This window comes from uncultured Anaerovibrio sp. (assembly GCA_902786545.1).
GTDB lineage: Bacteria > Bacillota > Negativicutes > Selenomonadales > Selenomonadaceae > Anaerovibrio.
The window spans coordinates 1-18,761 of sequence record CADACU010000042.1 but is presented as its reverse complement, the minus strand read 5'-3'; the positions used below and the strand labels follow the sequence as shown (position 1 = coordinate 18,761).

18 protein-coding genes and 1 other RNA gene are annotated in these 18,761 nt (G+C 44.0%); 16 read left to right on the top strand and 3 right to left on the bottom strand.

The annotated features are described in order from the left end of the window. Positions 1-132 precede the first annotated feature (132 nt). A complete protein-coding gene (locus tag QZV24_RS08455; protein ID WP_294522812.1) occupies positions 133-1,491 on the bottom strand; it encodes a sodium-dependent transporter in 1,359 nt (452 codons plus the stop codon). A 252-nt stretch (positions 1,492-1,743) separates the two neighbouring features. Between QZV24_RS08455 and QZV24_RS08450 the strand changes: the two genes are divergently transcribed. Continuing rightward, complete coding sequence (locus QZV24_RS08450) at positions 1,744-2,130, top strand: hypothetical protein (protein ID WP_294522810.1); 387 nt, start codon at positions 1,744-1,746, stop codon at positions 2,128-2,130. Between the two features lie 51 nt (positions 2,131-2,181). After that, positions 2,182-5,568: an ATP-binding protein gene (locus QZV24_RS08445; RefSeq protein WP_294522807.1), complete on the top strand. Its 3,387-nt coding sequence runs from the start codon at positions 2,182-2,184 to the stop codon at positions 5,566-5,568. Between the two features lie 53 nt (positions 5,569-5,621). Here QZV24_RS08445 and QZV24_RS08440 read toward each other — a convergent pair whose 3' ends face one another. Then, a complete protein-coding gene (locus tag QZV24_RS08440; protein WP_363138123.1) occupies positions 5,622-6,608 on the bottom strand; it encodes a diaminopimelate dehydrogenase in 987 nt (328 codons plus the stop codon). Between the two features lie 244 nt (positions 6,609-6,852). On the opposite strand from QZV24_RS08440, the gene QZV24_RS08435 reads away from it, so the two are divergent. The 4 genes from QZV24_RS08435 (at position 6,853) to QZV24_RS08420 (ending at position 9,899) form a co-directional block, all read left to right on the top strand. Continuing rightward, entirely contained in the window at positions 6,853-7,020 is a 168-nt protein-coding gene (locus QZV24_RS08435; RefSeq protein WP_294522799.1) for a hypothetical protein, read from the top strand. Between the two features lie 178 nt (positions 7,021-7,198). Next, positions 7,199-8,188, top strand: coding sequence for a DNA-directed RNA polymerase subunit alpha (locus tag QZV24_RS08430; RefSeq protein ID WP_294522797.1), 990 nt, complete (start codon positions 7,199-7,201; stop codon positions 8,186-8,188). Positions 8,189-8,313: 125 nt separating this feature from the next. Then, the gene (locus QZV24_RS08425) at positions 8,314-9,237 is read left to right on the top strand and encodes a 3'-5' exonuclease (protein WP_294522794.1); all 924 of its coding nucleotides are present in this window, start codon (positions 8,314-8,316) and stop codon (positions 9,235-9,237) included. A gap of 5 nt (positions 9,238-9,242) precedes the next feature. Continuing rightward, entirely contained in the window at positions 9,243-9,899 is a 657-nt protein-coding gene (locus QZV24_RS08420; protein ID WP_294522790.1) for an SIMPL domain-containing protein, read from the top strand. An 82-nt stretch (positions 9,900-9,981) separates the two neighbouring features. On the opposite strand, the gene QZV24_RS08415 is transcribed toward QZV24_RS08420, so the two are convergent. Continuing rightward, complete coding sequence (locus tag QZV24_RS08415) at positions 9,982-11,016, bottom strand: 3-deoxy-7-phosphoheptulonate synthase (RefSeq protein WP_294522786.1); 1,035 nt, start codon at positions 11,014-11,016, stop codon at positions 9,982-9,984. A gap of 174 nt (positions 11,017-11,190) precedes the next feature. Here QZV24_RS08415 and QZV24_RS08410 point away from each other — a divergent pair, with 174 nt between their 5' ends. The 10 genes from QZV24_RS08410 (at position 11,191) to QZV24_RS08365 (ending at position 18,633) form a co-directional block, all read left to right on the top strand. After that, positions 11,191-11,733: a biotin transporter BioY gene (locus tag QZV24_RS08410; protein ID WP_290657519.1), complete on the top strand. Its 543-nt coding sequence runs from the start codon at positions 11,191-11,193 to the stop codon at positions 11,731-11,733. A 6-nt stretch (positions 11,734-11,739) separates the two neighbouring features. Next, positions 11,740-13,062 carry an AMP-binding protein gene (locus tag QZV24_RS08405; protein WP_294522782.1) on the top strand — a complete coding sequence of 441 codons (1,323 nt, stop codon included), beginning with the start codon at positions 11,740-11,742 and terminating at the stop codon, positions 13,060-13,062. Next, entirely contained in the window at positions 13,059-13,586 is a 528-nt protein-coding gene (locus tag QZV24_RS08400) for a hypothetical protein (protein WP_294522778.1), read from the top strand. The genes QZV24_RS08405 and QZV24_RS08400 overlap by 4 nt, the downstream gene beginning before the upstream one ends. Further along, positions 13,579-14,724: a thiolase family protein gene (locus QZV24_RS08395; protein WP_294522775.1), complete on the top strand. Its 1,146-nt coding sequence runs from the start codon at positions 13,579-13,581 to the stop codon at positions 14,722-14,724. The genes QZV24_RS08400 and QZV24_RS08395 overlap by 8 nt, the downstream gene beginning before the upstream one ends. A 407-nt stretch (positions 14,725-15,131) precedes the next feature. Further along, a complete protein-coding gene (locus tag QZV24_RS08390; RefSeq protein WP_294522772.1) occupies positions 15,132-15,998 on the top strand; it encodes an aldo/keto reductase in 867 nt (288 codons plus the stop codon). A 135-nt stretch (positions 15,999-16,133) separates the two neighbouring features. Next, the gene (locus QZV24_RS08385) at positions 16,134-16,481 is read left to right on the top strand and encodes an ASCH domain-containing protein (RefSeq protein WP_294522769.1); all 348 of its coding nucleotides are present in this window, start codon (positions 16,134-16,136) and stop codon (positions 16,479-16,481) included. Positions 16,482-16,567: 86 nt separating this feature from the next. Continuing rightward, positions 16,568-16,919: a transfer-messenger RNA gene (ssrA, locus tag QZV24_RS08380) on the top strand. 198 nt (positions 16,920-17,117) lie between these two features. Then, positions 17,118-17,948: an MBL fold metallo-hydrolase gene (locus tag QZV24_RS08375; protein ID WP_294522767.1), complete on the top strand. Its 831-nt coding sequence runs from the start codon at positions 17,118-17,120 to the stop codon at positions 17,946-17,948. Positions 17,949-18,016: 68 nt separating this feature from the next. Beyond that, entirely contained in the window at positions 18,017-18,313 is a 297-nt protein-coding gene (locus QZV24_RS08370) for a type II toxin-antitoxin system Phd/YefM family antitoxin (RefSeq protein ID WP_294522764.1), read from the top strand. Continuing rightward, positions 18,310-18,633 (top strand): type II toxin-antitoxin system RelE/ParE family toxin, encoded by a 324-nt coding sequence (locus QZV24_RS08365; protein ID WP_294522761.1) that lies wholly within the window; start codon positions 18,310-18,312, stop codon positions 18,631-18,633. Before QZV24_RS08370 ends, QZV24_RS08365 begins: the two co-directional genes overlap by 4 nt. Positions 18,634-18,761: the final 128 nt, after the last annotated feature.

Sequence of the window (18,761 nt, the reverse complement as noted above, 5' to 3'; positions counted from 1 at the left end):
TATATATATGGCCGCATAAAAAAGGCCGACAGAACAATGGCTGTCGACCAAAGAAAATTTATATTTTTTTACTGTCCTCTTGACGGGTAGCAGTTCAAACAGCTATCAGTGCTTTTTGGTTTATTTGTTAATTTACTGTATCAGACCCTGAACAATGATCACCAACAGCATAATTGGCAGGATATACTGCAGATATGGTTTGGTCCATTTCGGCAGCTTCATACCGTCACCGGCGTTGACTTCTTCAAAGTATTTGTCGAAGCCCCAACCATATCTGGTGACGCAGAACAGCAGGAAAATCAAGGAACCGATTGGCAGGATAAGGTTACTTACCAGGAAGTCCTCGGTATCCAGCACGCCTCGATTGCCGATAATAGTCAGCTTTTCCCATACATTGAAGCCCAAAGCACAAGGAATGCTCAAAATTCCGATGAGGGCACCATTGATAAGAGCTGCCTTGTTACGGGACCAATTGAATGTATCCATGCAGAAGGAAATGATATTCTCGCATACGGCCAAAACCGTGGAGAAGCTGGCAAAGGTCATAAACAGGAAGAATAAAGCTCCCCAGAGTACACCAGCGGTCATATCCATAAATACATTTGGCAGAGTGATAAAGAGCAGGGATGGACCGGCATCCGGCTTTAAGCCATAGGCAAAGCAGGCCGGGAAAATTATGAAGCCTGCCATCAGGGCAACTACTGTATCAAGAGCCGCAATGCGGACTGATTCCCCTGGCAGGGAGTGGGTCTTGTCAATGTAGCTGCCGAAAATCTCCATAGAGCCCATACCAACACTTAAAGTGAAGAAGGCCTGATTCATTGCAGCAGAGATAACAGTCCACCAGCCGTGCTGATGTACCCCATCCAGACTTGGAACCAGCAGGAATCGCAGTCCTTCCATACCACCTGGCAGGAAAATACTGTTGATGCCAAGGGCCGTAATGAGAACCAGCAAAGCAGCCATCATAATCTTGGTGATTTTTTCCAGACCGCCCTGAACGCCGGCCCGAAGAATGATGAAGCAGACGATAACCTCCAGCAGCATCCAGAAGACCATTTCCACAGGGTCAGCCAGAACGCTGCCAAAGACTGCACCGGTTTGTTCAGTGGTCATTCCCGGCTGGAAATCCCCCCGGACAAACTTGAAAAAATAATCCAACATCCAGCCGGATACTACGGTGTAGAACATCATAAGCAGGTAATTACCTATAATACTGGTCATACCATGGATGTGCCATTTGCTGCCGGCTGGTTCCAGCATTTTGAATGCCTTGTAAGCCGATTTTTTACTGGCCCGCCCCACGGACAGCTCCATAGTCAGTACAGGAACCCCCATAATCAGCAGGAATAACAAATAAATAAGTACGAAGAGTCCGCCGCCATACTCACCGCAAATGTACGGGAAACGCCAGACATTACCGATGCCGATAGCGCACCCAGCACTAACCAGCAGGAATCCAATTCGCGAATTGAAGGATTCTCTTTCCATTATCAAATAACCCCCTAATATTTTCATAACTTGGTGAAAAATGGTTATCCACCTCGTTGAAACGCCATTAAAAAAATAGCGTTATAACAGGTGTATTGACACGACAGTATGTGACAACACACGAACCATTTTAACATAAATCAGGCAGGAAAAATAGGCCCTGATGTCGAAAAATAGGAGAAAGCAAATGAAGCGAGATTGAGCATCAAGTCGCAGTAGCAACCCAGTGTTAATCAGAATCGAGGGATTGTTATGGATGAGAAGCAAAAAAATGTTATCGTAAATAATGTGAAGGAAATACCATTGTCGGATATTTTGTCCGAGGACTCCCTGAGCAAGCAGGAGCTGTTGGCTCGTCTTTTATCGACTATTTTTGTCAAATACAAGGTGGATGGGGAGTTGCAGCAGGTGTTTAGGGACAGTATAAAGGATATATCCCAGGCCATAGCTGAGGACTGTTTTTTGTATGGTTACGATAACGGCTATGTGGCTGGGCACAAGGACGGTAAAGCAGTGGGCCGCAAGGAAGCCAAGGCCAAGGCGGAAAAACAGGCCGCTATGCAGCTCCAGAACAAACTGGAGGAAGAACTGATGCGGGAGCTTTTATTGAATATTGCTCCAGGGGGCAGACTGCAATAAATTGTTTGCCGATAATAAAAATTGGCAGCAGAATGTTTGATGGGTGGCACAATGAAACAAAGCATATACTTAATCTGTTTGATATTCCTTTTGAACATTATGGCTGGCTGTGGGGCACCAAAACCATTGGCTGGTGATTCCATTGATATTAAAAGCAACAGCACTCCCGTAAGAAAAGTAGTGCGGGTGGGCTTTTTTGAAGATGGCAATTTTATGTCAGGTGCCTCAGATGGTGCGGTCAAGGATGGCTACGCCTATGAATATCTTCAGATGCTTGCTGATGAAGCTGGTTGGCGATATGAATATGTTTATGGCAGCTGGTCCCAACTTTATGAAAAATTCCTCAAGGGCGAAATAGATCTTATGCCGGATGTTTCTTATACGGATGAACGGGCGCAGCAGTTCAATTATCCGGAAGAACCTATGGGGCATGAGACTTATTATATTGCCTGCCGCACGGACAATGAAGAAATTGACTGGAATAATTTATCCACCTTTAATGGCAAAAAGATAGGTGTGGAAAAAAATTCTATTCAGGTGGGGTATTTGCAGGACTGGATTGCCAAGAACAGGCTTAACTGTACGATTGTGCCATTGTCCGGTGGCAAGCAGAATAAGCTGGATGCCTTGATGGCCGGGGCAATTGATGCTTTAGTGACTACTCATTTCAAGGGGAAGATAGATGGCGTGTCCAATGTGGCTGTTTTGGGGCAGTCGGATTATTATATGGCTGTTGCGAAGCATCGGTTGGATTTGCTGACAGAGCTGAATGTTGCCCAGGGGCGGATTGCTGATACCTATCCAGCATTTATGAGCAAGCAGGAAGCCAAGTACTTCCCCGATGCGATGGTTGATCAAAGATTGACTCAGGATGAAAAGGCGTGGTTGGCCAAAAAGAAAAACATACGGATAGGGTATTTTACCAACAATATGCCGTTTAGCGCCCAAAATCCTGATACCGGGGAGCCGATGGGGCTGATGATGGATGTGATGGATTCCATCTGCACCAATATGAACATTGACAAGACCATGTTTACCTATGTTCCGTTCAAGGACTGGAAGGAAATGAAGGTCGCTATGGCGGAGGGGGATTTGGATGTTGTCTTTGGTGAGTACAAAAATCTGAGTTGGGCGGAGAAGAATAATATCAATCAGACCATGGACATAACTCAGGTGGATATTTCCATGATAGTACCGGATGGCGGAGATAGGGGAAATATCAAGCGGATTGCCATATCCAAGGATAATCCGCAGCTGGTGTTTATCTATCTGTTGGGATTGGATAAATATGATATGGTTTTTTATGAAACTAAGGAGGATTCCTTCGAAGCAGTACGCCATGGCGATGTAGACTGCACCTTTGTCAATGAGTTTGCTTCCCGTCGGTATTTGCGGGGCAGTGATATTTATAACGGCCTAAGGGTGATTGATAGGTCATATCGTGTTGGAGTTTGTATGTCGGTGAGATGGGATAACGGTGTATTGTTGTCCATTCTCAACCGGGGCATTGTGATGCTGAATAAGCGGGCTATCGATAATAAGCGGGCTATCGATAAATCCCTTAATGATTATTCCTATTTGTCCATGCGGATAACCTTGAAGGATATCATTATGGAATATTGGTGGCTGTCAATAATCTTGTTAGTCATCTTCCTGTTGATTTTAACCATACTCTTTGTGGTAATGCGGGGACGGCAGCGAATAGCCAAGATTAACGATGCTCTGCGCAAGCAAAAGGATATGCTCCAGAAAGCCAATGACAGTCTGATTGTTGCCAACAAAAACCATGCCTATGCCAATGAAGAGCTCAGTGCCAAGAACGATGAAATCAATGAGCTATTTGATAAGCAGCAGGATTATATTGATATAATCGAGCGAAACCATGAGGCATTAAAGTCTGCTAACTGGGTGGTCAGCTTTGACCCTATAGGCCATATTGATACCATCAACTGGAGTGATGGCCTGCGGCATATTCTTGGCTACAATGATGTTAATGACTTTCCGGATAGTCTTGAACCGATGCTGCGGATTATTCATCCGGAGGATCTGAAGACGGGGGCCAGGTTTATAAATGCCCTAAAAAGTGATCATTCGAAGCTTTCCAATATCATTGATATGGAGCTGCGATTCCGCAAGAAGAACCTAGGGTATGTTTGGTTCCGGGTTTATGCCCAGCTGAGCCACCGGTCAGATGGTACCCCATTACGCCTTTATGGTGTGTGTCAGGATATTGAAGAATACAAAAATATGTTATTCCAAACGGAAGAAGCCTTGGCCAAGGCCCAGCAGGCCAGTGATGCCAAGAGTATTTTCCTTAGCAATATGTCCCATGATATGCGTACGCCGATGAACGGTATAATGGGCTATACTGCCCTGGCATTGGATAACATTGATAAGCAGCCTGTAGTAAAGGAATATCTGGACAAGATAAAGATGGTCAGCAAGCATTTGTTGAGCCTTATCAATGATGTGCTTGATATGAGCCGGATAGAAAGCGGCCGTATCGAGCTGGACCCTCAGCCGACTAATCTGATTGCGCTGGTGGATGAGCTGAAATCTATTTTGCAGTCCGATATCAAGCTGAATAATCTGAAATTCCAGATTGATACGGACGGATTATACAATGATACCGTTATTTGTGACCGGCTTCGCCTGAAACAGGTTCTGCTGAATCTGCTGAGTAATGCAGTAAAATTTTCCAAGGATGGTACTGTGACTTTGCGGTTGGTGGAGGTGGCTACCAACAAGCAGACCAGTATGAAGTCTCTTTATGAGTTTCATGTGGAGGATGAAGGGATAGGCATTGACAAAGCTTTTATTGAAAAGCTTTTCACTCCGTTTGAGCGGGAACGGACCTCTACTGTAAGTGGTATTCAGGGAACAGGTCTGGGAATGTCCATTACCAAGAGTATTGTGGATATGATGGGCGGCGATATCAAGGTGGAAAGTGAACAGGGCAAGGGAACCCATTTTACTGTTACCTTGGAATTTAAGACCTGTATGCACCAGGATGTCAACAATGTTTCGGATAACACCATCAAGTATGATTTTACGGGCTGCAAGGTGCTGTTGGTTGATGATAACACCATAAATCAGGAAATCGCCAAGGCCCTGTTGGAGAATGTTAATCTGACCGTGGATGTGGCTGGTGATGGTCAGGCGGCCGTGGAAAAGATTAAGGCTGAAAATCCAAAATATGATTGTGTGTTGATGGATATTCAGATGCCGGTAATGGATGGGTATGAGGCCACCAAGGCTATCCGGATGTTGGATAGTGATTACGCCAAGAGTGTGCCAATCGTGGCTATGACTGCCAATGTATTTGCTGAGGACAAGGCCCGAGCCCTAAATGCCGGTATGAATGGTCATGTGGGCAAGCCGATTGAGGTGAAGGAGTTGTATGGTACATTGCATTCCTTCATAAAGGTCAAAAAATAGATGCAATAAAATAGGAGATGGATGATATCCATCTCCTATTTTTATGGTGTTGATTACAGCATATGGGCCCGCAGTTCCTCACCGGACAGTGGGCTGAGGTAAGCCGGGGCAATGTCAAATACGGTCTTGCAGCCAAGGGCACCTTCTATGTGCAGCCGGTTGATAGCCCGGGCATAGGCCACAATCACTGAAGCGGTGAATTCCGGGTTAGAATCCAGCTTCAGGCTGTATTCTATTACATGCTTATGCTCGTTGTTCCAGCCGGTGGATCCGGTGCGGAACACGAAGCCGCCGTGTGGGATACCGCTGTGGTTTTTATCCAGTTCTTCCTCGGTGATAAAATGAACAGTAGTATCATAGTCGGCAAAATAATTTGGCATTTCCTTGATTTCTTTTTCAATAGCCGCCAAATCAGCCCCATCCTCTGCTACGACAAAGCATTCACGAATGTGCTTCTGACGGGTGGTGAGCTCCGGATTTTCACCATTGCGGACTGCTGTAAGGGCGCTTTCTACCGGAATGGTGTACTGCTTGCCGTTTTTTACCCCCTTAACCCGGCGGATGGCGTCAGAGTGTCCCTGGCTGACTCCTTTGCCCCAGAAGGTATAGTCGTTGCCGTTAGGCAGGATAGCGTTGGCATAGAGCCGGTTCAGAGAGAACATTCCCGGATCCCAGCCGGCTGAAATCAAAGCAATATGTCCACTTTCCTTGGCTGACTTTTCCACATTGGCGAAATGCTCCGGGATGCGGGCATGGGTATCGAAGCTGTCTATAACATTGAACATTTTGGCCAGCTCCGGGGTCTGTTTTGGCAAATCAGTTGCGCTGCCGCCACAGATAATCATAACATCGATTTTCCCCTTAAAATCAGCTACATCAGCGGCAGAATATACCTTGGCTCCTTCGGTCTGAATTTTTACCGTAGAAGGATCCCGTCTGGTGAATACTGCTACCAGTTCCATATCGTTGCTGTTTTTTACAGCACATTCAATGCCACGGCCCAGATTGCCGTAGCCATAAATTCCAACCTTCATATCAATCACACTCACGAATTATCGTGTCCTTTCTATATATTGTATAGCCCTTAAACTATGCCACATAAGTATAGCACTTATGATATCTATGTAGCAATAGTTATAATCCGATAAAATTAAGATAATATTGTATACAAGATTTTTTGTAAAAATATCTTTACAAAACAACATACATATAATACAATGTCATTCGTTTGAAAACGGTGCAGAAAAAGCACTGGTTTTAATTGAAATAAAGGGGTTTTAAAGAGTGAATTTAGAGAATTTGAAGGCTATTCGGCAGTCAAAGGGGTATAGCATAGATTTGATGGCAGAGCTGATGAATGAAGAGCCGGATAAATATCTGGAGCTGGAATATGATGTAAGGGAGGCCACTGCCACCGAGCTGGCGCAGTTGGATAAAATTTTAACAAAATAAAATTATTAAAATTTAAAGGTATAACCCTTCACAAACATTGAATAATCTCACTGTCTATTGTAAAATATTAGCGGTGAGATTTTTTATTTGTTCATCACCCTATTGCTTTTTAAAAATATTCGTGGTAGGATATAGAGTACGCGAAATTTGTTTTAAAATACCTGAGGGGAGTTTTGATATGCTGGATGTCAATACAACAAAAATCCGTTGTTCTGGAGATGTTACCGATAAAACTCACGGTGAATTTATCTGTGGGCCTCTTGACCGGGGTTACGGTACTACTATAGGTAATAGTCTCAAGCGGATTCTTCTGTCATCCATTAAGGGTGCAGCGGTTACCGCTGTAAAGATTGCGGGAGCTTCTTCCATTGAAAGCAAGGTTGCCGCAACCCATGAAGACGCTATTGATATAGTTTTGAATTTGAAGGGCCTGTGCATCAATCCTGTTGAAGAAACCGTTGTTGCTCATATCAAGGTAAAGGCTGAGGGCAAGGAAGAACGGGAAGTTACGGCAGCAGATATTGATTGCAGTGAAGAGCTCAACATTCTCAATCCTGAAATGCATATTGCCACTGTAAAGCCTGGCAAGGAATTTTCCTTGGATATGAAGATTATGAACGGCTATGGGTATGTGGCAGCCAGCAAGAATAATACCGCTGATAGCGGAATGTTCCCAATTGATGCGCTGTTTTCCCCAATCGATCGGGTGGATTATGTAGTGAAGAATACCCGTGTAGGTAATATCACCAACTATGACAGCCTGACTTTGGATATTACGACCAATGGCTCGGTAATTCCAGCTGATGCATTAAAGATGGCCGCCAATATTATGATAGAAGGTTTAAATCCTTTCCTGGCACTGTGTGCTGATACTGTGGTGGATGAGCCTAGACCGGAAAGCTATGGTTTGGCCCAGTCCGGCAGCGAAGAAGCCGCCAGAGAGGCTATGGAGGAGTTGCTTAATTCCTCCATCAGTGAATTGGAGTTGAGCCAGCGTTCTACTCACTGCATGCAGCGGAACGAGATTTATACCATCGGCGATTTGGTGGAGAGAACCAGTGAGGAGATTATGGGCTTCAGAAACTTGGGAGCAAAGTCCTTCAAGGAAATCACTGATCGTTTGGCCGAGCGTGGTCTGAGCTTGAAATCCGGTGGCAAAATTTATTGATAATTGAAATAATTTAGAAAGATGGACTGATAAATTCAGTCCATCTTTATTTTTGCAGGAAATTTTGGCTTGATGTAGTAATTATAAAGTGAAAATTTATTTCATATGAGAGAGGGAAGAATATAATGCATATTGCATGCCTGGATACTGAGTCAACCAGTACCGGATTATCAAATGAAATTTTGGAATTGTCGATTTTAAACGAACAGGGAAGCCTGATACACAATCAGCTGTATAAGCCCCAAAAGGTAAAAAAATGGTTCTATGCTGAACGGGTACACGGCATAAGTCCGCAGATGGTGGAGGACAAGCCGTTTTTTGTCCGTCACATACCGAAAATCCAGAAAATTTTTAACCGCAGTGAAATGCTGCTGGGATTTGCCATTGATAATGATATCCGGATTTTGGAAAAATATGGTTTTGAAAAGCTGATGGACAAGTCCATGGATGTGCGGGATTTGTACTGGGCTGTATATAAGGATGAGCAGGACATAGACTACTATCATGTGCCAAGTCTGGTGGTTTGCGCTCAGGAGTGCGGCTATGAATGGCGGGAGGGATCAGCCCACTCGGCCAGTGCCGATGCTGAGGCCACCTTGTTTTGTTTCAATTATCTTATGCGTAAATATGCCGAAAAGTACCAGTTGTTTTCGATAGAGGACCGGACTCAGCTGACGGATGAGGAAATAAAGACTATATGGACGCATCTAAGGTACTTGCTGAAGGAAGAAAAACACAGAAAGGCTGTGGAAAAAGCCAAGGGCCAGCTTTATTTGGTACATACCAAGAGTGGCTATGCGATTTATGCCAGAAAGAAGCCTTTGACCGAGGAAGATCTGGAGAATTTCAAGGCTAAGGAGCGTCAGATTGTTTTCCAGCTGGAACTGGCGGATTCTCAGAAGGGGTATGAGGATTTGCTGGCGAAATTTGCTCCGAAGATGGTTGGTGGCGAAAATTACTATAAAGCGTTCTATGATTTGGATGAAAAGGATATCGAGCTGTTTAAGACCTATACCAATGTTTTTATTGATGAAAATTATAGGGAGTGAATTGCATGGATAGGGAAATCAGGGTCACTGGCCGGGGGACAATAAGTGCTGTTCCGGATATGATATGTCTGCGCATCACCATTTCGGATGTGGGAGACAGCTATGAGGCCGTGGTAAAGATGTCATCAGCTATGACGGAGCTGGTGCGGATTGGCTTGCAGCGGCTGGATTTTTCCAAGGAAGATGTAAAAACGGAATTTTTTGATGTGGTGGAGGTCTATGGTGATGAGACTGATAACCAGGATGAAAGTGACAATGATGTAGCAGGTTACCGATACATTCATTGCCTGATGGTGGAAATGCCTTTTGACAACCGGCGTCTGTCTGCTTGTATGACGGAGCTGGGAAAGTGCATAAATAATCCGGAATTTTCGGTTTCCTATTTTGTCAAGGATCCTGAGACCGTCAAGGATATGCTTTTGGCCAGTGCGGTGAGCAGTGCCAGACGAAAGGCGGAGACATTGGCCCAGGCGGCTGGAGTCACCCTGGGAGCATTAAAGGCCATTGATTATTCCTGGGAGGATTGGGAAAATATTTCCGATACGGAGCCGGTATTGGATGTGCCATCCACTATGGATAAGCCAGTGCGGATGAGTATAAATGTAATTCCAGAGGAAATAACTTTGGATGATGTGGTGACTGTTACTTGGGAAATTGTGTGATTGAGATTTATTTGAATAGAACAATGCAATCAAAAAGAGCTCTTCTGTGAAGAAGGGCTCTTTTTCAGTATATGAATTTAAATTACAGCATATCCGCCAAATCCAGCAGCAAGCGCTCGGTCTTTTCCCAGCCCAGGCAAGGGTCGGTAATAGATTTGCCGTATACACCGCCGTCAATTTTCTGACAGCCGTCTTCAATATAGCTTTCCACCATAAGTCCCTTGACAATCTGTTTAATATCCGGATTTAGCTTCCGTGAGTTGATGATATCCTTGGCAATGCGGACCTGCTCCAAACATTTCTTGCCGGAGTTGGAGTGGTTTGTGTCGATGACAATCGCCGGATTGTCCAGACCACGGCCCTCATACATCTGTATAACCTTGGTCAGGGTTTCATAGTGATAATTTGGCACACTCTGACCGGTGGAGTCCACATAGCCACGCAAAATGGCATGAGCAAAGGCATTGCCCTTGGTGCGGACCTCCCAGCCTCTAAAGAGGAATTCCTGGGAATGCTGGGCAGCGGCCACGGAGTTCAGCATAACGGACAAGTCACCGCTGGTCGGGTTTTTTAATCCCACTGGGATGCCAACGCCGCTGGCAATCATCCGATGAAGCTGGTCCTCACTGGAGCGGGCCCCTACGGCAGCATAGCATAGCAGGTCGGACAGATAGCGGAATATTTCTGGATAAAGGATTTCCTCAGCGCCGGTAAGGCCGGTTTCCTCCACTACCCGGACATTCAGCTTGCGGATGGCAATAATGCCCTCCAGCATATCTTCTTCGCCCCGTGGGGAAGGCTGATGAAGCATACCCTTGTAGCCAACGCCGATGGTGCGCGGCTTATTGGTATACAGTCGTGGTACAATAAAGATTTTGTCCTTGATTTTTTCCTGAACCTTAGCCAGGCGGGACACATAATCCAGTACAGCATCCTCGTTGTCACTGGAACAAGGCCCGATAATCATTGCCAACCGGTCATCATTACCGGCAAAGATGTCCTTGATGATTTTATCACGCTGGACCTTTATTTTTTTTGCTTTATTGCTGATGGGAAAATCCTCCATCAATGACTGGGGGGATGGCAGAACCCGGATGAATTCCATTTCCATGCTCATATATAAATACTCCTTTTAGATTGTACGGTTAATTCGTCATACATCTATTATGATACATCATTTTTTAGGGAAAAGTCCAAAAAATCTTTTGTTAACCAATAAAATAAAAATGGTTGACAATAAAAGAGATAGGGCGTATACTTTCTCACAGTGATGAAAGGAAGGTATAGTCCAATGAATGACAGTTTTTCAACCAAGGATTTGGCCAAGATGGCAATGTGTCTGGCAGTAATCAGCGTATCATCATACATAGCTTTCCCGTTGCCATTTACCCCGGCGATGGTGGTGGCCACTACAGCTGCAACCTGTCTGACAGCTTTTGTGTTAACCCCAAAGCAGACCTTTTTGACACTGGTAGCGTATCTGATATTGGGTGGTGTCGCCGGATTGCCAATTTTACCCGGAGGAATGGGCGGATTGGGACGACTGCTTGGTCCAACCGGTGGTTTTTATTTCGGTTGGGTGGTGGCCTTTACTCTGGTGTCAGTGTTTAAAGGCAAAAAGATTGATTTTAAACGATATTCTATTGTTGGTATTGTAATAAGTCTGCCGGTGGTATATATTGGAGGGCTTATTTCTATGATTTTGGTATTGAATATAAGCTTGCAGGCGGCTATCGTTCAGGCAGTGCTCCCATTTATCTTCGGTGATGTGGTAAAGTGCCTTTTGGCGGCATTTTTAGGCGTTCGGCTAAATAAAGCCTTGGAAAATGGTTAATAATAAATGAATTATTACACTTTATTAAAGAAACATTGTGTGGCTGTGCCGGATAAATTGCTTATCAGGTGCGATGATGAGGTGCTGACCTATGGCGATATGCTGGCTTTGGCCGATGAATTGGCGAAGGGCATAAACCAATGGGTGCAGCCTACCAAACCAATATTGATAATATCTGAGGATCCTGTCTATCAGGCAGGGTCCTTTTTGGCTGTGGAAAAACTGGGCGCGATTCCGGTATTGATGCATAACGGCTGTAAAAATGATATCGTGGAAAGGATTTTATCTGAAAATAATTTTTTTGGATTGTGGCTGATAGGAAAAAATCATAATAATTTCCGGATATGGCATTCCTCCGGTACTGATCATCAGATTGAAGGGGCTGTGATGGGAGCCTTGACTTCGGGCAGTACCGGTACACCAAAGGTGATGTACCGCAGCTTTGCGAGCTGGGCCGGATTTTTTACCCAGCAGAATGATGTATTCAGGATTGATGGTAATTGTATTATGTTTATACAGGGCAGTATGAGCTTTACCGGCAATCTAAATATATTTATGGGGGTGTTGGCAGCCGGAGGAAGTGTTATTACCTGTTGTAAGATCAGTGCCCGGCATTGGACTGGTTTTATACAAAAAAACAATGCTACCCATATCTATATGGTTCCGGCCAAATTGCAGTTATTATGGAGAAAAGGGCCAAATGACAATAAAGCTGTAAAATGTATTATTGCCGGTTCTCAGCTGTTTGACGAGGAAAATTGGGAGGGGCTGGTGAAAACCTTTCCCAAGGCTGAGATAATATTGTATTATGGTTCTGGTGAGCTAAGTTATATTTCCTACAGGCATTTAACCGGCGGAGACATTGAATACAATAATCTGGGCCGTCCCTTTGAAGGCATTAAAGTATTTTCTGAGGATGGAAATCTGTTTGTGGATACACCATTTCACATTAATGGTATAGAAATGCCCTATTGTTGTGGTGATACGGGTTATGTAAACCATAGTGGGGAGATAATCTTTACTGGCCGGAAAACCGACTGGATTAACAAAGGCGGATATAAAATCAGTGCCATAAAGCTGGAACAGCAGATAGGAAAACTAGATGGGGTGCAGGATGTGGTGGTGCTGCCCTATGCGGATAAACATCGTGGGCAGGAAATTGCTGCTTTTGTCGTTTTGAAAGATGGACTTACTGCCGGCGGTTTGCGACGATATTTTAGCACATGCCTTGATGAAAGGGAGCGTCCCAAGAAAATAGTGGTATTGGATAATTTGCCCCTTAATGACCGGGGGAAAGTGGATAAAGAGCTGTTGAAGGAGTACATATGAGAGAATTGGCGAAAATTACTGCCCGTTTAAAGGGCGGTAAATATGATGGGGTTATGATTATCAAAACCGTATGGAAGCGGGAGCCGGAGGCCGTGAAAAACAGCTTTGAGCCGGAAATCATTAAGGAAAACAAACGAATGCTGGTGTGTCGGGCCTTTTATAATAATGAAAGCCTGACCACGACCATGTTGCTTCATCCTGCCGATGGGGCTGCATTGCCCCATTTATCGGAAGCGGATACAGCTAAAGAGGATAACCGGGCTGTATTTAATCGGGATGATGTTCTTGAATTTGTGGCCGAGGTGGGGGATACCAACCCGATTCATCAGCTGGAGGTCCCGGTTGTGCCGGGGATGCTGCTTTTGGAATATATCAAGAACAGTTTGCCGGATAATATCAAAATACTGGAATTATCCTTTAGAAATGCTGTTATGGCCGGAGATCAGGTGGAAATAAAAGCGGATGGTGGACAGTTGACGCTTACTGGACGGAAAGAGTTTGTAACAGGGAAATATTATGAATAATGTTTATGTTTTAGGTGGTATGCGGTCACCGATTGTCACACAAAACAATAAATTCAGGCACATATCAGCCGAAAGACTGGGGGCTGAAGTGGTAAAGGCTTTGTGTGAAAAGTATTCTATCCAGGATATTGATGGAATAATTGGCGGGAACGCCGTTGGTACAGGTGGAAATATTACCCGGCTGATGGCCCTTCAGGCCGGAATTTCAGCTAAAGTGCCTGCATTTACTGTTGATATGCAGTGTGCATCCGGAGCAGCAGCCATTGCTACAGCCTATAGTCAGCTGGCGATTGGAAATGGTGATTTGTACCTTTGCGGTGGTATGGAAAGTGCTTCACTGCAGCCCCAGAGGATTTACAGCATCAATGATACTCGCTACAGTCAGACTGCCGATAAAGATGGGCGGTATATGACAGCCCAATTTGTGCCGGATGAGTTGGGGGAGGATGTTATGCTGCGCGGGGCTGACCGAACCATAAAGGCAGAAAATATAACCCGTGGAGAACTGGATTTTTGGTGCATAAGGAGTCATCGAAAAGCAGTTGAATGTGCCGGATTACACATTTTAGATGATGTGATTGTTCCTGTAGCCGGTCAAAGCCGGGATGATGGCCTACGCCCCAAAATGAGCCGGAAATTATTGGACAGATTGCCGGCGCTTTTACCAAATTCATTGCTAACGGCCGGAAATACCTGCCTGATAAACGATGGTGCCGCTTTTGTTGTTCTTGTATCAGAAAAATGGCTGGAAGAGCACCCGCACCACATTCCGCTAGGAAAGATTGAAGGGGTATGCATGGCTGGTTCAAATCCAATGGAAAGCCCTCGGGGAGCCATGAATACCGCCGATATTCTTTTGGCAAGGAACGAGCTTAATTATAGTGATATGGCGGCAATCGAGTTCAATGAAGCTTTTGCTGTCATAGATGTGCTGTTTCAACGAAAGCATTCGAAGCTGATTGACCGATATAACCAATTGGGGGGGGCCTTGGCCTATGGACATCCCTACGGAGCTTCCGGCGGAATATTGATGATACATCTTTTGAAAGCATTGGAAAAGAAACCAGGCTCTTGGGGGATAATGTCCATAGCCGGGGCCGGTGGCATGGGGCAAAGTATTCTTATAAAAAAATTGTAGCGAAAAAATAAAAGGCCAACCCTGTTTTATCCAGGGATGGCCCTTTATTATGTATGTTTAATTTACTTTATGCAAGCATATACACCAACTAAGGCAATAGTTTTGAGAATGCCATCAGCAATGAATGCAATATCCATTTTGTTTTCGCCTCCTGATAGGGTATAACCACAGTAATATCAAGGTATTTACTGGGTTCTTTTAACTTACTGGGCATATTATACTGCTGGTTTTATAATAGTAAAAGGGACTATAGTCCTGTAGTCAGCTATGCCGCCATAGAACTTTAATATAGGATTTCTAACAATTTTGTTATATAGTGATTGAACAAAATTTTATCTATATTTTTCTCTTTCTCAAAGAAAAATATGTGTATCTGCGGTATAATGAAATTGATGGAGGTTGAGGTTATGAACAAACAAGTCACATTAAAAAATGGCTCGGTTGTACCACAGATTGGGCTTGGGACATGGATGATAGGTGATAACCCCGCCAAGGAAAAATCGGAAATAAATGCTATACTTACTGGTATCAAGGCTGGTATGCGCCTTATTGATACAGCGGAAATGTATGGAGATGGCCGCTCGGAAGTATTGGTAGGCAAGGCGCTGAAGCAGTACTTTCAGCAGGGCAGTCGGGATGAAGTTTTTGTGGTCTCCAAGGTTCTTCCTTGGAATGCCGGGCGCAAGAATATGCGAAATTCCTGTGTAAACAGTTTGAAACGACTGGGGCTTGATTATTTGGATATGTACCTTTATCACTGGATTGGCAATGTACCTATGGCGGAAGTGGTGGAGGGACTTAACGCTTTACAGGATGAAGGCTTGATACGGGGCTGGGGCGTGTCCAACTTTGATACTGAGGATATAAAAAGGCTGATAAAGATTCCCGGGGCAGAGCACTGTCTGGTAAATCAGGTGCTGTATCATTTGGGTTCCCGGGGGATAGAATATGATCTGATGGATTGTATGACGGCGCATAATATTGCGCTTATGTCCTATTGTCCACTGGCTCAGGGAGGACGACTCAGCAAGGGGCTTCGGGATAATCCGGTGGTTTGTGATATTGCCAGAGCGCATGGATGTACGCCTTCACAGGTATTACTTAGCTGGAATATTCGTAACGGCTTCACCATTGCCATACCTAAGAGCTCATCACCGGACCATATCAGGGAAAATGGGGCGTCTGTCAGTATTGAGCTGTCAAAAGCTGAATTGGAGGCTTTGGATCGGGAATATCCGCCACCAACCACCAAGCTGCCTTTGGATACTGAATAAATATGAAAATATTTACTATTCTATTGATAACTTTACTTTATTAGTGCATAAAAATATGTTAAACTGTTTCTGTGTCAGGTTTTTGTAGATTCTGGCGAAACATATGTCAATTATACTTAGTGGGAGTGATAATTTATGATGGCATTGAATTTTCAGGCGGAAAAGCACGCCAAGATGTTGGCTGACCGCACCAAAAGATGTACGGTTCGTCTGGGGGATGTGAGCAAGCAGTTCCCGGAAAATTCTATAGTATGGATTACTGTTGGCAAGAAGTTTTCCCCGAAGAAGCGACTCTATACCGCTTTTTTGGATAAGGTGCGGGTAAAGACCATGGCCAATCTTACATCTGAGGATTTGGGCGTACAAAATCCGGAAATCAACACCCGAGAAGCCCTGATTGCCGACTTTGAGCAGATTTACAAGAAGCGCATTACCATGGAAGACACCGTAACGGTTATTTATTTCACGGAAGTAATGGATTGACTTGACATTTGGTGAATTGTTGCTATAATAAGACACACTAATTCATATATCTGAAATCTCTAACAAACCGGGATTTCCCTTTACAGGGGGATGTAAAGGTTTCGACGGGGGTGGCTGGAGTATGGATAGCGAGCCGGGGGGTCACCTAGCCCCGTTAGTAAGGTGAAAACGCTTTAAATATAAAAGCAAACGAAAACTACGCTTTAGCAGCTTAATGCTAACCTCTGTCTGCTTATCTCCCGCGTGAGCGGATAAGAGGTCAATAGCGGGATACCCGAAGGGCTGCCTTCTGGAGGTCTGAGGGGAATTTTCTCCAGAATCGGAGGGACGGCGGTTGTCTGTGTCTGCCTAACTCTTAAATTTAAACATTGACTGCGCTCGGAGAAGTCTATATGACAACGCTTTCGGACAGGAGTTCGATTCTCCTCATCTCCACCATCAATTAGGGCGAAAATGGAAAATTCGCCTACAATAAAGAAGGCCAGGACCATTTCTAGAGTGGTTCTGGCCTTTTCTTGTGGTTTTTCTGAATGGAATAATGAGGTTCAAGGTAGGAATAATTAAATTATACCGTTATAATATATTCATACTTATATGACTGTTCATGAACAGTGTATATTGTCATGAGAAAACGGCGTGAAGAAAGAAGTGTATTATATGAAAATCAAGGTTTTGATGGACAATCTGCCAGCGGTAAATTTGTTAAATGAGTGGGGCCTTTCAATTTACATAGAATATGGTGATAAGAAAATACTGTTGGATACCGGTGCCTCAGCGGGATTTTCCCATAATGCCAGGGTGGCAGGAGTGGATCTGTCACAGGTAGATGTGGCGGTGTTATCTCATGCCCATTATGATCATTCCGATGGTATGGACGCATTTTTTGAGGAAAACCAAAAGGCATTTATGTTACTAAGGAGCTCATGTAAAGAAAATTGCTATTCCAATAAGGAAGGGGAAATGGAATATATTGGTATCCATAAGGGGTGGCTGGAAAAGTTCAAATCCAGAATAAAATATGTTGATGGCATCTATGAAATCTGTAAGGGTGTAACTCTGGTGCCGCACTTATTTGATATGACAGAGCCTGGTAAAAAGGCGCAAATGTTTACCATGGAAAATGATTTGTTTTTCCCTGAGCTTTTTGCTCATGAACAGAGTCTGGTTTTTGAAACCGAAAAAGGCCTTGTAATATTTAACAGCTGCTCCCACGGCGGGGCGGATAATATAATTAGGGAAGTGCAAAAGGAATATAATGGTGCACCAATATATGCTATAATCGGTGGTTTCCATTTATATAAAACATCTCCTGAAGATGTGGAGAAATTTGCAAACCGAGTTGAAGCCACAGGGATCCAGATGGTTATCACTGGTCATTGCACCGGGGATGAAGCCTACCCTATTTTGCAAAGGGTACTTGGGGATAAAGTCTCCCAGATGTATTCTGGGGCAGAGTATGATATATGAGTTTAATAAAACTCTTTGACACTTGTAGTCATAATAAAATATAATATGACTACAAGGGGGCGATAGATATGTCAAATGCAATCTCCATAAGACCATCCAAGGATTTAAGAAGCAATTATGCACAGATTTCAGCTTTATCCAGAAAAAATCCAGTTGCTATTACTGTCAACGGTAAAGAGGATATTGTTGTTCTTTGCCATGATGATTATATGGAACAACAGAATTATATTACTGAACTCGAAGCCAAATTGGCTGTATACTCACATTTGGCTCAAGCGGCAGATGATGTGAAATTGGGTAGGGTTCAAGAGGTTGATGCAGCTTTTGATGATATTCTATCAGAACTGGATGGGCTTGAAATATGAATTATACTGTCAATCTGACTGATACAGCGAAGCAGGATTTACGGGACATTGCTATATGGATTGCTCAAAAGGCGAAGGATATTGAAGTGGCTAAGAATTTTGTGCGAGAGCTTCGTGATGAGTGTAAAAAGCTGATTCCTTTACCGGATAGGGGAGCATTCCCTAAAGACAGGATTTTGCGTAGTGCTGGGTATAGGTACATTGTCTATGAAGATTATCTTATTTTTTATTTAATAGATAATGAAAGACACATTGTAAATATTATGTCAATATTTAATGCCAAGAAAGATTATTTTAAAGTGATGCGTAAATATATGTGATATCATCATATTTTTCTATTAAGTACCTAGGGTGAAATATGCTTCATCTCCACCACATATTCGGTCGAAGTCGGAAACTTTGACCATACTATAAGGGCCCTAACCATTTGTGGTTAGGGCCTTTTCGT

Excerpts from the sequence above, each read along its gene's own strand:
- QZV24_RS08455 (WP_294522812.1), bottom strand. The coding sequence starts at position 1,491 with ATGGAAAGAGAATCCTTCAATTCGCGAATTGGATTCCTGCTGGTTAGT.
- QZV24_RS08450 (WP_294522810.1), top strand. The coding sequence starts at position 1,744 with ATGGATGAGAAGCAAAAAAATGTTATCGTAAATAATGTGAAGGAAATA.
- QZV24_RS08445 (WP_294522807.1), top strand. The coding sequence starts at position 2,182 with ATGAAACAAAGCATATACTTAATCTGTTTGATATTCCTTTTGAACATT.
- QZV24_RS08430 (WP_294522797.1), top strand. The coding sequence starts at position 7,199 with ATGCTGGATGTCAATACAACAAAAATCCGTTGTTCTGGAGATGTTACC.
- QZV24_RS08425 (WP_294522794.1), top strand. The coding sequence starts at position 8,314 with ATGCATATTGCATGCCTGGATACTGAGTCAACCAGTACCGGATTATCA.
- QZV24_RS08420 (WP_294522790.1), top strand. The coding sequence starts at position 9,243 with ATGGATAGGGAAATCAGGGTCACTGGCCGGGGGACAATAAGTGCTGTT.
- QZV24_RS08415 (WP_294522786.1), bottom strand. The coding sequence starts at position 11,016 with ATGAGCATGGAAATGGAATTCATCCGGGTTCTGCCATCCCCCCAGTCA.
- QZV24_RS08410 (WP_290657519.1), top strand. The coding sequence starts at position 11,191 with ATGAATGACAGTTTTTCAACCAAGGATTTGGCCAAGATGGCAATGTGT.
- QZV24_RS08405 (WP_294522782.1), top strand. The coding sequence starts at position 11,740 with ATGAATTATTACACTTTATTAAAGAAACATTGTGTGGCTGTGCCGGAT.
- QZV24_RS08400 (WP_294522778.1), top strand. The coding sequence starts at position 13,059 with ATGAGAGAATTGGCGAAAATTACTGCCCGTTTAAAGGGCGGTAAATAT.
- QZV24_RS08395 (WP_294522775.1), top strand. The coding sequence starts at position 13,579 with ATGAATAATGTTTATGTTTTAGGTGGTATGCGGTCACCGATTGTCACA.
- QZV24_RS08390 (WP_294522772.1), top strand. The coding sequence starts at position 15,132 with ATGAACAAACAAGTCACATTAAAAAATGGCTCGGTTGTACCACAGATT.
- QZV24_RS08385 (WP_294522769.1), top strand. The coding sequence starts at position 16,134 with ATGATGGCATTGAATTTTCAGGCGGAAAAGCACGCCAAGATGTTGGCT.
- QZV24_RS08370 (WP_294522764.1), top strand. The coding sequence starts at position 18,017 with ATGTCAAATGCAATCTCCATAAGACCATCCAAGGATTTAAGAAGCAAT.
- QZV24_RS08365 (WP_294522761.1), top strand. The coding sequence starts at position 18,310 with ATGAATTATACTGTCAATCTGACTGATACAGCGAAGCAGGATTTACGG.